At 39.3% G+C, this 15,311-nt stretch carries 8 protein-coding genes; 2 read left to right on the forward strand and 6 right to left on the reverse strand.

Annotated elements, in window-relative coordinates; genetic code table 11:
- Nucleotides 1-21: 21 nt before the first annotated feature.
- The 6 genes from ACYPZI_RS02870 to ACYPZI_RS02895 all read right to left on the reverse strand — a co-directional run bounded on the left by ACYPZI_RS02870 (nucleotide 22) and on the right by ACYPZI_RS02895 (nucleotide 11,304).
- Entirely contained in the window at nucleotides 22-1,248 is a 1,227-nt protein-coding gene (locus ACYPZI_RS02870; protein WP_459598403.1) for a glycoside hydrolase family 88 protein, read from the reverse strand.
- A 228-nt stretch (nucleotides 1,249-1,476) separates the two neighbouring features.
- Nucleotides 1,477-3,786, reverse strand: coding sequence for an alginate lyase family protein (locus ACYPZI_RS02875; RefSeq protein WP_459598405.1), 2,310 nt, complete (start codon nucleotides 3,784-3,786; stop codon nucleotides 1,477-1,479).
- Between the two features lie 397 nt (nucleotides 3,787-4,183).
- Nucleotides 4,184-4,798, reverse strand: a complete 615-nt coding sequence (locus ACYPZI_RS02880) for a hypothetical protein (RefSeq protein WP_459598407.1) — start codon at nucleotides 4,796-4,798, stop codon at nucleotides 4,184-4,186.
- 28 nt (nucleotides 4,799-4,826) lie between these two features.
- Nucleotides 4,827-6,626, reverse strand: a complete 1,800-nt coding sequence (locus ACYPZI_RS02885) for a RagB/SusD family nutrient uptake outer membrane protein (RefSeq protein WP_459598409.1) — start codon at nucleotides 6,624-6,626, stop codon at nucleotides 4,827-4,829.
- A gap of 13 nt (nucleotides 6,627-6,639) precedes the next feature.
- The gene (locus ACYPZI_RS02890) at nucleotides 6,640-9,699 is read right to left on the reverse strand and encodes a SusC/RagA family TonB-linked outer membrane protein (RefSeq protein ID WP_459598410.1); all 3,060 of its coding nucleotides are present in this window, start codon (nucleotides 9,697-9,699) and stop codon (nucleotides 6,640-6,642) included.
- 417 nt (nucleotides 9,700-10,116) lie between these two features.
- A complete protein-coding gene (locus ACYPZI_RS02895; RefSeq protein WP_459598412.1) occupies nucleotides 10,117-11,304 on the reverse strand; it encodes a lactonase family protein in 1,188 nt (395 codons plus the stop codon).
- Nucleotides 11,305-11,553: 249 nt separating this feature from the next.
- Here ACYPZI_RS02895 and ACYPZI_RS02900 point away from each other — a divergent pair, with 249 nt between their 5' ends.
- Together ACYPZI_RS02900 and ACYPZI_RS02905 are read left to right on the forward strand one after the other, a co-directional pair.
- Nucleotides 11,554-13,206, forward strand: a complete 1,653-nt coding sequence (locus ACYPZI_RS02900; protein WP_459598414.1) for a DUF6377 domain-containing protein — start codon at nucleotides 11,554-11,556, stop codon at nucleotides 13,204-13,206.
- Between the two features lie 766 nt (nucleotides 13,207-13,972).
- Nucleotides 13,973-14,995, forward strand: coding sequence for a threonine aldolase family protein (locus ACYPZI_RS02905; protein WP_459598416.1), 1,023 nt, complete (start codon nucleotides 13,973-13,975; stop codon nucleotides 14,993-14,995).
- Nucleotides 14,996-15,311: the final 316 nt, after the last annotated feature.

The raw sequence follows: 15,311 nt of genomic DNA on the forward strand, positions 1-15,311 counted from the left end.
TAAACTTCAAGATTTGTCTTATTAAAACAATTTACCTGTTTGCCCGAGAGTTTGTTTCCTCAACAATGCTTCAAGGAAGTAATAATCAGCGTAAGACAAAGGTACATCCACCTCAGAGTTACCAGGCTTGGAGCCTACACTGTGTAATAATAAGAATCCTCTGTCTTCTCCCTGTTTCGCCATATAGTTCTTACTCAGATTTTCGAGTATAGTATCCGCCCATTTTTTATATTTCGCGGCATTTTCCGTATCGTATGTACTTAATTCATACAAAGCCGAAGCTGTAACTGTCGCAGCCGAAACATCACGCGGTTCGTCCGGTATTTGCGGTGCATTGTAGTCCCAATACGGGATAAGGTCTTCGGGAAGGTTCGCATTTGTAAATATAAAATTCGCTACATGTTTTGCCTGCTCCAAAAATTCAGGAAGTTTGGTTTCGCGGTAGCACATTGTATAACCGTAAATAGCCCAAGCCTCGCCTCTGGACCAGGTAGACTCATCGGCAAATCCCTGATGCGTATTTCTTTTAAGGACTTCACCTGTGATTGTATCATAATCGATCACATGATATGTACCGTAATCTTCACGAAAATGATTTTTTATGGTAGTATGGGCATGATTAACTGCTATATTGTAAAATGTTGAATCTTTGCTTTCTTTAAATGCCCAGAAAAGCAGTTCGAGATTCATCATATTGTCGATAATAACAGGGTTCTGCCATTTACCCCCGTTGTGATCCCATGAACGGATTACCTTAGCATTGGGTTTATATCTGGTTATCAACGTATAAGCCGCTTCCAACATAATGTTTTTATAATTTTCGTCCTTTGTCAGACGATATCCATTGCCAAAACTGCAATATACTTTGAATCCCATATCGTGCGTACCGCCATTTGTCTTTTCACGTTCCAAAGGGCCGGTATATTTACGGGCTGCGTCTTCCCATTTTTTATCCTTCGTATACTCATACATGTACCATAATGAACCGGGGAAAAATCCTGAACACCAATCGCGGGAAGCAACCAGCTTCAGTTTGCCGTCCGGCTCGATTGTACGGGGAGAGACTAACATCTTCCTTGCGGCAGTACTGTCCTCAGCCAGAGCCTTATTTACTTCTGTCATTGCAAGAGCCAACTGTGACGCAGCAAAATCAAAATCTTTTTTTACAAGATCTTCATTACTTTGCTGATTTTTACATGAGAAAAATGATAAAAATACCAGACTGCAAATAATAAGCGGATACTTCATGATAAAAATAATTTAGGTTTAAGTTTTAATATTTTGTTTATAGAAATAAAATTGTAGCGGGAAGAGGGTGTGTCGAAAGTAGAACAGCACTATCAATGTGCTACCCTCTTTGTCATCCTGAGTGCGACGAAGGATCTCAACCCTGAGAAACGAGATGTTTCACTCCGCTCAACATGACAAAAAGAAAGTGAAAAATATTTTTGACACACCCTCAAATACTAACATATCTCACAATTTATTTCGCCTGAGTAATGCTTCCAGAAAATAATAATCGGCATAGCTGATAGGGACATCTATTTCATCCCCGCCGGGTTTGTGCCCGGTAGAATGAAGAAGTAGAAATCCATAGTTAGTACCAACCTTTGTCTCGTAATATTGGATGAGATTAGCTAAGATAGTATCAGCCCACTTCATGTACAAACCTTTCTTTTCAGGAATATACCGAGCCAATTCGTATAATGCCGATGCCGATATTGCAGCAGCAGAAGCGTCTCTCGGCGCATTCGGTATAGCTGTATCATTATAATCCCAATACGGTATCATATCTTCGGGAAGATTAGGATAGGTAAACATAAAACCGGCTATTCCTTCTGCCTGTTTCAGATATCCGGCTTTTTGCGTATATCTGTATGCCATAGTAAAACCATATAATCCCCACGCCTGTCCGCGCGCCCACGCCGATGGATCTGAAAAACCCTGATGAGTCTGCTTAAGACGTGCTTTTCCTGTTATTGTATCATAATCCACTACATGGAACGATGAATAATCGTCGCGAAAATGATTTTTCAACGTAGTTTCGGCATGTCTGTCCGCAATATCATAATATATCTTATCTCCGGTATATTTCGAGGCTTCGAACAGTAATTCAAGATTCATCATATTGTCTATGATAACAGGATATTGCCAAACTTTACGATTGAAATCCCATGAGCGTATCAACCCTGTTTTTGCACTGAAACGTTTGATCAATGTTTTTGCCGACTCAATTACAACTTCTTTATAAGACTCATTACCTGTCAGTTTATATCCATTTCCATAAGAACTGAACATTTTGAAACCTACGTCATGAGATGTGCGGTCAAATTTCTCTTCTTCTATTATCTTACTGTACTTGTCTGCCGCCGCCTTCCATTTATCGTCTTTGGTATAGGCATACATAAACCATTGCGAACCCGGAAAGAACCCGGAACACCAATCGCGGGAATCGACCAGGCGGAGACTTCCATCTTTATTAATAGTACGTGGAATAGCCTTTTCCTTATTTTTTGATTTAGCTATTACATCATCAGCACATGTATAAGCATATTGGAATTGCTTTCCTGCAAAGGTAAAAGCTTCTTCGATAGGGTCTGTTGCACCATAAAGTAAACGGTTACGATCCGATAAGCCCTGCTTACTATAAGTTTTATATAGCTGCAAATAATCCTGACGGGAAGGATCGATCGTACTCACTCTGTACAATTCCTTACATAAAGATTGTAATGCGCCATCCCATCCACTGATTTGCTTATATGGCCAGGAAGATTTGTCCTTGCCCAAATATGGGGACAGAAAGTCAATCGCTTTATATAACGACCTGCCATCGGCTGATTGCATCTTATAGATTTCTATCCCTTGATTCTTTGCAATGGCGGCCATATCTACCATAAAATATAGATTATATACCGAGTAGTGGTATGCAAGTGTCCTTCTTAATTCATGAGGCTGGCTGCCATCAGGCATAATTTGGTCAAACAAGCGTACTTTGGGAAATGCATCAATAACTTTCAAAGCGGTTTCTTTATCTCCTGAAAATAATGAATACATAACAAGCTGAACATCATATGCAAGTCCGTGATTATTTGTCCCGTTTTTTTCAGCTATCGCCTGTTCACTGGTCTGCCACCATTCTTTGAGCCGGCTGAACCATTGTTGTAATCCTTCTTTATCTTCGGATGTATAATTACTTGACGTCTCCAACAGTTTTACAGCGTTAAGCATATCTACAAACGAATATGTATCGATCAATCCGTATGGACGGCCTTTATTGTCGTTTACTCCAGGTACAAATTGTGCATAAGTCAGATGAGGATTCATTTTTGTATCCTTATTGAGGAACCATACCCTCAACAAATCCACCGCTTTTCGGGCATAACGCTCATCTCCACTATAATAATATGCCAACGACAGAGTAGTTACCGAACCAGCCATATTTCCCAGAGGATTCCGATCATATTTTTCCAACTCAGGATTTGATTCTCCGTCCCGGGTTATATATGGAAGCCCGTCTTTCTTGGATGGATCGGGCCATACATAACGGCTCAGGCTCACATAATCATGCTTATCTCCGCTCGGCGCTAAACCTTCTTTAAAGGTAACAGAATAAGTTCCTCTTTGCAGGGCTTTTTCAGCATCGTCGATAAGGCTCCGGTATGCGTTAGAATAAGTAAACGAATGCAGATCGTTTTTTATTTCATTCATCTTATCGGTATTCCACATCCATTGCGCGTTTACGGATATTGTGAAACAAAGCATGATGAATAAGATTATTTTTTTCATGGTCTGGTTGGTTATATATGTTACAAAATTAAAATACTATTGTTAAAATTGTTTGCTATAATTGCTCAATTATTTGTAAAAAATGTTCAAAACGACTTTACCGGTCACATAGAATTGCCTTACAGCCCGGTTTTGACTATAATTTTCGAATTTTTATCCCATTTATATATGCCTTGCCTGATCGACCGGTAAACTTAATCTTGCCGCATAAACCGCCATCCGTCATTTATGGTTTTCTCCTGACGTTGAGCAAAAGCAGTTACAGATAAAAATAGAAACTGAAATAAAAGAAATGTAGCTTTTAAAAAAGATGGCCTCATTGTCTATTTGTTTAAGAAAAAGAGGCAGGACACAACATCCAGTCCTGCCTCTTTGCATGATTATTCTGTTAACATTCTTAATTTAATGTCACTGTTACCTTATTATTATCGAATGTCAGTAAACGCACTTCATAGTCGTTTGTTCTGTTATTCACAGTGGTTTCAATATCATTCGCATTAGGTGTACCAACAGCAGGATTGAAGGTATTTACCTTTAATACTCCCTTGGCCGAAGTAAGTCTCTTAATCTTGATATTTTGCACACCCTTCTTGGCTTGCGGCCATGTCACAGCATACGCGCCCTGTGCATCAGGGGTAATAACGGTACCGCTTTCGGTAATAACACTATAATCCGTACCTGCTACAAGAGTTGAACCACTATTATTTGTCACCCAAAAATAAGCTACTGCGTCATAAGAGCGAATCCGTTCACTATAAAATTGCAACGGAATAGGGCTGCTTATGTTCACTTCATTTGTATTCACCCATGTACCTGTATTAATTCGCCAACGGGCTGCACCGTTCGCTGCAATCTCGTAATTGAGCGCATCCGTATTGACATTCGTTTTGTAGAAACTAATATAATAGACATGCTCCATTTCAGGAAGCCCGTCGCCCCAAATATTGTCTTTCTCGCAACCGGTCATACCAAACAGAAGCGCCGTTACACATATAAATAATATCTTTTTCATAGATTAACTTTTTAAACTTGTTATTATTTTACTGCCAACCCGGATTCGGTATTATATTTCCATCAGATTGCGCTATATCATATACTGGGATCGGATAGTAGTAATCCTTAGCTACATTGAATCGGCGGGTATCGGCCCTCTCGATCAGACGTACACCCGGCTCGCTATATACAAAAGTATTGAAAACTTGTCCACTACTATTAGTAAGCCACTCTATAAATTTAGGATCTACTCCCTGCGAAGTTCCATTATATGCTTCATCTATTGTAAATTTAGCACCAATAACAGCCTTAGGAAGCACTGTCTCAGCTATTTTCCAACGAATAATATCAGCATAACGCCTATTTTCTGCCATTAATTCGACTGTACGTTCACGACGTATTTCATCGCGCATATTCAACCCATTGGCTGTAACAAAACTATTGGTTAGCTTTGCAGTAAATCCTACACGTGCCCGCAATGCGTTCACTGTTTCATCCAATTGTGAATCCGTAATACTACCATTCAGTTCATACAATGCTTCGGCATAAGAAATCAGCATCTCACCCCAACGGATAATAATCCTGTCGGTATAATCCCGGCTTGCACCCCAGCGGTCTTGCGAAGCCGATTTCTTCTGCTGATAGCCCAGCGGACGCTGCGGATCGAAAGGTTTATATGCTCCTTTACCGGAGTTAATCCAACCTATTTTCGCATCACCTATTGTTGTGGTCGCATTATCCTGCGGATCGTTGATGCGCCAGATACTCATAGTCAGCCGCGGATCACGGGCTCCTTTACCTCCGGTAATAGCCGTAACACCATCGGCCTCATAGCCGAATACGTTATTGAATGATGTTTCCGGAGAAACTACCAGCGGTGATTTTTCGCGTGGGAGACCATCGGCATAAAGATACATATCGATCATCGTGCGGGAAATAGCATAACTGCCTTCACAATCGCCGGAATAACTATGGTTGGTATAACCCGAACCGCTACCACCATTAGGGCCATATGCCTTTGCAAACAGTATTTCCTTATTAGTACTGTTATTTTCATCAAAGAATAAAGCCTGGTAAGAAGTAGCCGCTCCTCCGGCAGAGTAAAGCTCATGTCCTTCGGCTTTCAATAGATTGTAAGCGTCAATACTTTTTTGCAGGTGGGCTTTCCATTGCGTTTCGCTACCTAAATTATGGTTTTTCTGCATTGTACCTTCATGCAATCCGATACGAACCATAAGACCCAGCGCGGATGAACGTGTTACACGACGACGGGCGAATTCATCAGCCACACCTTGCAAATCAGCGCGGGTAGGTAAATAAGTCGCCGCAAATTCAAGATCGGAATAACACTGCCGGATTACCTCTTCACGCGGTGTACGACCCATTTTCAGATCAGGATCGGTGGCACTATCATAAACCTTGAGTACTAGAGGAACATCCCCGTATTTACATACCAGATCGAAATAATAATAAGCGCGGAAGAAATAAGCTTCTCCCAAATATTTATTACGTATAGACTCAGTAATAGGAGTATTAACTCCTTTTTCGATAATATTGTTGGCTGTTCTGATCCGTGCATATGGATCCGACCAGTCACCACTTTCCCCGGGTACAGACCAGCTTCCGGCACTGGTACCATTAGAACTTTTACCAAACTGATCGTCGGCACGTGTGTCATGCCCGGCAAAAGAGAGTTGTTCATACAGACGGTTACAGGCTCCTTTCAGGTCGTTTTCGGATTTCCAGAAATTATCGTCCGTAAAATCGGTTTTCGGTGTAACATCCAGATCACAACCGTTGAAGACAACAGCTATGCATATGATGCTTAAAAATAATATATTTTTCATTTCTTTCGTTTATTTAGAATGTTACATTAACACCCATTGTCCATGTACGGAAGAATGGATAATACTGGGTATTTTTATTATTGCCGACTTCAGGGTCGAACACTTTCAGCGCGTTGGTATGTTCCCATACATCAGTACCATTAACATATACTCTCAGAGACGCGATTTTCGCAGGAATGGGCACTTTATATCCCAACTGTATATTCTTAAGTCTTATATACGCGCCATTCTGCACCCAACGGTCGGCAGGATTGTAATTGAAAGAATTCCCTTCGTACGGCCTTGCGAAATAAGCGTCTTTATTGTCTTCAGTCCAGTAATCCAGATTAACAGTCCACGGCATTTCGTATGAATTGCCCAATGGAGCAAGCGTAGCGGAATTGACAACGAAATTACGTTTGCCTACCCCCTGGAAGAAACAGGAGAAATCGAAACCTTTCCATTCCACGCCGATATTAATACCATAATTGTAGCGTCCGTTGGTAGTACCCATATACACAAGGTCACCCGGATTATCAACAGTCGCACCACCGACGCCAATTGTATGATCGGCTTTACCCTGTGCTACATAACGGGTATCACCTCCACTTACCTTTGCATCGTTAAATGATTCGTAACCAGGGTTAGCAGCCTTATATGCAAGATATTCTTCGCGGCTGTTCCAGAAACCATCGGTTTTATACCCCCATATAGTGTTAAGCGGGTAGCCTTCGAGAATATCCACGGTACCATTACTAATAACAGTGCTTCCTGTATAGCTGATTACTTTATTCTGACTGTCATCAATATTGAAACCGACATTGTACGACACTTCACCTATTTTGTCGCGCCATTGCGCCGTTACTTCCCATCCATGGGTTTTCAATGTACCTACATTCTGATAGGCCAGACGAGTCGCAGGATATCCGACAATATTGCCCGGACGCGGCCTTGACAACATATTATCGTTGGTTTTCCAGTAATAATCGGCGGTCAGATTAAGCCTGTTTCTCAATATGGTAAGATCTATACCTAAATTGGTAGATGTCACAATCTCCCATGTAATGCCCTTCGATACCATATCTTTCTGATGGTAAACCGGATTTCCCATAACGCTAAGTATATTCGTATCGCTATCATCTGTTTTGTTGGAGATTATACCAAGATATGAATAATACCTGCCGTCAAATATCGTACTGTTACCCAATTGCCCCCATGAACCACGCAATTTAAGGTTATCCACATACTTTCTCATCGACTCGAAGAACGATTCTTCGCTTACACGCCATCCGGCAGAGAACGAAGGGAAAGCTCCCCAGCGTTTGTCCGGGTCGAGGCGTGAACTGCCGTCATAACGGATATTGGCTTCAAACAGATAACGCCCTGCGAAATCATAGTTTACGCGGCCGAAAAACGATCCCATTTTCCATGGTGATATAGCGTCGCTCAGCACTGCATTTCCAGCTATAGTACTATCATAATAGCCGAAGCTGAAAAAGTCGTTTGATAACAGGTTACGGGCTGTACCCGATATTTCGTCTTTAAGGTATTGTTCGTAAGACGCGCCTGCCAGTATATGCAACGAATGCTTATCGAAAGTGGCATTATAGTTTAACAGGGTTTCCAGCTTATCCTGATAGCTATTGTTTTTAGTTTTGACTACACGGTTCGGATTGTTAATATCGTATCCGGCCCTGAAAGCTCCGTTGCGGCCCATAGACGGACGATAACTGTAATCGCCTTCATAGCTATAGAATCCAGCCTTCCGCGACAGGTTGAGGTCTAAAGTCAGGCCTTTCACCAAATTCTTAACATGCAGATTCGCGTTTCCTGTAAAATACTGGTTTTCGCCAGTAGTTTTACCTCCGTTTTTCATAGCGTCGATAACATTCATCTGCAAATCGGCGCTATATGGATTGTTCGTATAATTAGTATCCTCCTCCGGCAGATAAATAGCCTGACGGCCACGGTCATTGTATAAATGGGACAAAATAGTTGTAGAACCTACCGGATTCTGGTTAGTCACGCCTCTTTCATAAGAAACCAACAATTTGACATCCAAATATTTACTTACTTCCGTACTCAAAGTAGCACGCAAATTATAACGGCTATAATCATCCGAGTTATACTTCAACATACCGTTCTTGGTATAATAGCCCATCGACACATAGTAATTAGTCTTTCCTTGCCCGCCGTTTACCGCGACCGAATGAGTCGTTTGTGTGGTATAATCGTTTGTACCTTCATCCAGCCAGTTGGTATTACCATGGAATGTCCAGCGCGCTCCGTTCGGATAATAATTAAAATTAGGATTTCCTACCCAAGATGTTTGTTCGGGATTTTGTTCGGGAACTCCCCTATCTGCATTTCGCGCCTGATTGATATAATCCTGTTCTTCCCAAGGCGACATACGTTGCGGCATATAGCCCGGCAGGTTGATACCGAATGAGCCGTTATAAGAAATTTTCGGCTTTTGCGAAACGCTTTTCTTTGTTGTTACCAATATCACCCCACCGGCAGCGCGTGATCCATAAATAGAAGCCGCCGCCGCATCTTTCAACACCGAGACGGACTCGATATCCTCCGAGTTGAGCATCTTCAGATCGCCTTCTATTCCATCTATAAGAACCAAGGCATTAACCCCATTAACAGAAGAAAAACCACGTATGCGCATACCGCTCGTTTCCGATCCCGGTTGTCCACTGCTTCTTAAGACAGTTACACCCGGCATTTGACCTTGCAGGGCGCTAAGCACATCGGTAGTAGCTCTGGCAGATATATCCTTACCATCTATAGCAGCGACAGCACCTGTCAGGTTCACTTTTTTCTGGACTCCGTAGCCCACTACCACAACATCATCCAAAGTTTTGGAATCCTCTTCCATTACAACATTCATTTTGGAAGAAGCCGGATGTTCTACAGGTTTATAGCCGATACTTGTGAATACCAGTACTGCACCTTGTTTGGCTTTTAATGTAAAATTCCCATCTACATCGCTCATTGTACCATTGGTCGTTCCCTTTTCTGATACAGTCACACCGATAAGAGGTTCTTTGGTATTCTTATCTGCAACCACACCCTCTACTGTAATCACATTTTGAGCATATAGGCCTATGTCAAAACATAAAAGGGCGAGACACACAAGGAGACTATGAACTATTCTCCTTCGAAATAGGTTTCTTTTCATGTGTATTAAAAAATTTAAGTTAGTGAAATGTTTGCAAAACTATTTTTACAATTCAGATACAACAAAACTAATCATAAAATCAACACTTGTTCCACTAAGTGTAAAAATAGTGGATTTTAACAAACATAAAACAAAGATAAACAACAATAAATCAGTAATTAAATAGCGTAGTATTCGAAAAAAAAAGTGGACAAACCAAAACCAGAGTGTGCGCACACACAGAAATATGTGTTCGCACACAAATAAAACCGTCCATGTTATAATAAAATATAAAACACGGGCGATTAGAATTATTTATATTAAAAGTCGCTTATTAAAATATGTCTATCGAAGTGAAGTGAATTTTAAGCAAACAGGCTTATCCAATTCTATATCCTTATTCGTATTTTCCAGCAGCCCTGTATTTTTATCTATCAAAAATACTTGTATTACATTATTATCCCTGCTGGCTACAAGAAGAAACTTACCATTTGGAGTGATTACAAAGTTACGAGGATGAATCCCTGTTTCCTGATATCCAACCTTCGTTAATATTCCATTATGTTGGTTTATGGAGAAGATAGCCAATCCATCGCCTTTCAATCGATTTGACGCATATAGGAATCTACCATCAGGGGTTATATGAATGTCGCCACTACCCTTAGCATTTAAAGTATCGGCCTGTATAGACTGTATTTGGATAAGATCTCCTGTATGGCTATTATAGTCAAATGCAATAACCGCGCCGGATATTTCGTTTATAAGATATGCGAATTTGCCATTCGGATGAAATTGCAAATGTCGAGGACCCGATCCGTCAGCAACTTTAAAAGCAGCCGGTATACCTGCATCCAGATAATTACCCTGCTTATTGGGATTCACATCAAACTTATGTATTTTATCGGTACCAAGATCGTTTGCAAATAAATATTTCTCATCCGGAGAGTACGTTACACAGTGCAAATGAGGTTTTTGTTGTCTATCCGGATCTACTCCTCTACCTGTAAAGCTTATGTATTGGGATGCTGTCGCCAGCGAACCATCTTCTTTTACCTCAAAAACGGTAATGCTGCCTCCTGAGTAGTTAGCTGTAACAACATGTTTACCCGCGTTATCGACAATGATATAACAAGGGTCGGCGCCTTTAGTTGGTTCAGTATTCAATAGTGATAATTCACCTTTCTCCTTATCGAAGGCAAACGCATTTGCCGAAGCTTTATCATCACCTGTTTCAGAGACGGCATAAACATATTTTTCATCTTTACTGATAGCCAGATAAGAAGGATTCGTTATTTTTGCTTTACTTTTATAAGTTGAATATCCGGATACAGTATCGAATTGGTACACATATATACCTTCACTTTCACCTGTTGTATATGTTCCTACTATCAGATACAGACTAGAATCGTCATTTACTTCTCCTGCCTGAATATTTGTTGAATCACTTGCGTTCGCAATCGCTTTATTTGTATTTTTATTATTACACGAGAAAAAAGAAAATGTAACAGCAATGATTAGAAAAATATATTTCATACAATTCCATTTAATTATTAATTTGGACAAAAGAAAGTAAAAAATCTATTCCATGCACTACTTTAAGTATAATATTTTTAATACTAAAGGCGCTCCCTTAAGAAAATATTGTAATTTTACCAAAAACCCGTGTGGCTTATTATTTTTATATCTGTATATTTCGAGTAAAAATAATACTGTATTGAGTATCATTTCCCTATTGAATATATGAGAGTTAACCACATTTATCAGAAAAAATCACATTCAAAAATGAAATTATTTCTCACTTTATTACTCAGCTTATATTCATCTTTTCTATTTAGCAACGAATTAGATTCCCTCTTAAACGCGTTAGATAAGAGTATACTGAATCACCATCAATATATAGAATTCAAAGAAAGGAAGCTAAATAATCTGAAAAGAGATAAACAGGACAAAGGCATGTCTTTAAAAAACGTATATCAGATTAATCGGCAACTTGCTACCGAATATTATTCATATATGGCAGATTCGACAATACATTATCTAAACGAAAACCTCGATATAGCTTATTCACTAAACGATAAAGAAAGAATAAACGAAACAAATATGGAGCTGTCTTCCATATTTACTTCACTAGGGTTATATAAAGAAGCAGTGGACGCAATAAGCAGTATTGACAGAGAAAAATTTGATAAATCTCAGCTCATAGATTATTACCTATGCCAAAGATATTTATATAGCGGCCTCTCTTTTTATACTCAAGACAAAAGAAGGGGGAAGGAGTACGCAGCACTTTATAAAGCTTACCAAGACTCTCTTTTGAATATACTAAATCCTGAATCGGAAGAATATCTCAGGCTCGAAGAAACTCTGTTGAGACGAGCGGACAGATTGCAGGAAGCATTAGCCCTAAACGACAAACGATTGCGCCTTACCGAACCTGGAATGCCTAAATACGCACTGGTTGCCTTTCATAGATTTCAGATTTATCAGAAACTAAACGATGTTTTTATGCAGAAAAAATTTCTAATTCTTTCTGCCCTTACTGACATCGAAACGTCCAATAAGGATAACGCGGCCTTATCTAATCTTGCAAATATTTTATATGAAGAGGGAGATATAAACCGGGCTTATAAATATATCCGCTTTTCGCAGGAAAATGCGAATGATTACAACACCAAACTGAGACGATCTGAGATTTTCGGCACACAAGGAATTATCAATAGATCTTACCAAAGTCAGAACGATATCCAGACTCAAAAATTACGCCTTTACCTCTTTTTTATTACAACCTTATTGCTCTTGCTGCTTTTTGCCCTGATTTTCATATACAGGCAAATGAAAAAACAATTTGCTACAAATAAAAAAATTAAAGAAATAAACGAGCAGTTGAACTCCCTTAACAGCCTCCGTAAAAGGATGAACGAACAGTTGACCGATACAAATACAGATTTGTCAGAGGCCAATCATATCAAGGAAAAATATATAGGATACTTCCTGGGGTTATGTTCTACATATATAGATAAGCTTGACGATTATCGTAAAATGGTAGGCAAAAAATTATCGGGGGGACAAACGGCCGAATTAGTAAAACTGACCAGAGCTAGCGACCTGAAAGAAACTGAACTGGAAGAATTATTCTCTAATTTCGACAAAATGTTTTTACACATATACCCCGATTTTGTAGATGAATTCAATAACCTTTTGATGGATGACGAGAAAATCACACCTAAAAAAGGAGAGTTAAATACAGAATTGCGCATTTTCGCGCTCATCAGGCTCGGTGTGGAAGATAGCTCCATGATCGCGAAATTTCTGGGGTATTCGGTGAATACAATCTATAATTACAGGGCTAAAGTAAAAAACAAAACAAAAATATCGCGAGACGATTTCGAAACCACAGTAAGAAAGATAGGGACATATTCGAATAATAACGGATAGCCCTCAGGGCAAAAAAAAGTGAAGAATCGAAGAACGAAGAGTGAAACATTGTCCGGCGTTAGTTTTATCTATAATAGACAATTTGAAAATTAGCGAATGAGAAAATTAGCGAATTAGCGAATGAATGTGGAGTTTGTTACTTTTTGAAAAAAAGTTATGAGTTATGAGTTGGCGACTAACTACTGACTACTAACTACTAACTACTGTTTACTGTAGAAGTTTGTTACTTTTTAGTTAAAAAGTTACAAGTAGACGAGATACGAGGTACGAGGTACGAGTTGTTGACTGATAACTGTAGAAGTTTGTTACTTTTTAGTTAAAATTTCGAGTTACGAGTTGTTCACTAACTACTAACTACTAACTACTGTTTACTGTAGAAGTTTGTTACATTTTAGTTAAAAAGTTACGAGTAGACGAGATACGAGGTACGAGTTGTTGGCTGTTGACTGTTGACTGTTGACTGCTGACTGATAACTGTAGAAGTTTGTTACTTTTTAGTTAAAATTTCGAGTTACGAGTTGTTCACTAACTACTAACTACTAACTACTAACTACTGTTTACTGTAGAAGTTTGTTACTTTTTAGTTAAAATATATAGTTTACAATAAATAATATTTAGCTATGCTAACCGTTGGTTCACAAAAGACGTTTATATTATACCGATATACAAAATCTTTGAATCTTTGAATCTTTGAATCTTTGAATCTTTGAATCTTTAAATTTAAAATCGGCGTAAGCCAAATAGAATTTATATAAATAAACAAGATATGATATATAGTTTTGCAAATGATTATGCCGAAGGATGTCACCCTTCGATACTAGAAGCTCTGACCGGCAACAATTTTATACAACAAGCAGGATATGGTGACGATGAATATACAAAAAACGCGGAGTCTATTATAAAACAGCTAACAGCGGCCGACGTAGATGTACATATGATAGCCGGAGGCACATTGGCTAATCTTACTGTATTATCCTCTATTCTTAAGCCTTTCGAATCGGTAGTAGCTGCTACGACGGGGCATATCTACGTGAACGAAACGGGAGCAATAGAAGCGACAGGTCACAAAGTGGAAGCAGCTCCTTCGGAGGATGGGAAACTACGTCCGGAAGATATCATACCTTTCCTGAATAAAGCCAGAGGACATCATGTAGTACGCACCCGCGCTGTCTATATTTCTAATTCAACAGAGTTGGGAACTGTATACACCAAGCAGGAATTATCGGATTTATCAAAATTTTGCAAAGTAAACGATCTTATCCTGTTCATGGATGGCGCACGGCTTCCAATGGCATTAACCGCGGCTTCGAACGACTTGACATTAATTGATATAGCTGCTTTGACAGACATATTTTATATAGGCGGCACTAAATGCGGAGCCTTGCTGGGTGAGGCTGTAGTAATAGTAAATCCTGAATTGAAAAAAGATTTCAAATACCATTTGAAACAAAGGGGAGCCCTGACAGCAAAAGGGCGTTCGATGGGTGTGCAATTCGATCAATTACTGAGAAATAATCTGATATTTGATCTGGCACGGCATGCAAACCTTATGGCAGGAAAATTATCCAATGCTTTCAAATCATTCGGTTATCCAATGCTTATAGACTCAGATACCAATCAAATCTTTCCTGTATTACCTAATCCGGTTATACAGAAATTACAGCAAGAATATGGATTCTTAATATGGAAAATAATCGATCCGGATTATTCTTCCATCCGCCTGATAACATCATGGGCTACTCCGGAAGAGATGGTCGATAGATTTATAGAGGATCTATCTCAAATATAGGATATATAATAAAAAGAAAAGAGGCACTAAGAATCACTCCCAATACCTCCCAAAAAATTTTTCAACTTTGCCTATGTTGAAAACACACTCATTTTATTTTTATCAGAACTCTATCTACATTCGTGTTTACTCAAAATTAGTAAATCTGATTGATTGTAAAACAGAGGCTCCTTAGATTTGATTTCTTTAAATAATTCAATATAAAAATCTCTTCATTTAAGCCTGAATAATTAGCTTGCAGAACAAAGGTAAGGAAGAATTTAAACCTTTTCAAGTCTTTTTTGGGGCATATAGATTTTTCTTTTCATGATATATA

The sequence above is a fragment of the Dysgonomonas reticulitermitis genome (assembly GCF_054601275.1).

What these genes read in the sequence shown, in the direction of transcription:
- ACYPZI_RS02870 (WP_459598403.1), bottom strand. Translation starts at nt 1,248, where the DNA reads ATGAAGTATCCGCTTATTATTTGCAGTCTGGTATTTTTATCATTTTTC.
- ACYPZI_RS02875 (WP_459598405.1), bottom strand. Translation starts at nt 3,786, where the DNA reads ATGAAAAAAATAATCTTATTCATCATGCTTTGTTTCACAATATCCGTA.
- ACYPZI_RS02880 (WP_459598407.1), bottom strand. Translation starts at nt 4,798, where the DNA reads ATGAAAAAGATATTATTTATATGTGTAACGGCGCTTCTGTTTGGTATG.
- ACYPZI_RS02885 (WP_459598409.1), bottom strand. Translation starts at nt 6,626, where the DNA reads ATGAAAAATATATTATTTTTAAGCATCATATGCATAGCTGTTGTCTTC.
- ACYPZI_RS02895 (WP_459598412.1), bottom strand. Translation starts at nt 11,304, where the DNA reads ATGAAATATATTTTTCTAATCATTGCTGTTACATTTTCTTTTTTCTCG.
- ACYPZI_RS02900 (WP_459598414.1), top strand. Translation starts at nt 11,554, where the DNA reads ATGAAATTATTTCTCACTTTATTACTCAGCTTATATTCATCTTTTCTA.
- ACYPZI_RS02905 (WP_459598416.1), top strand. Translation starts at nt 13,973, where the DNA reads ATGATATATAGTTTTGCAAATGATTATGCCGAAGGATGTCACCCTTCG.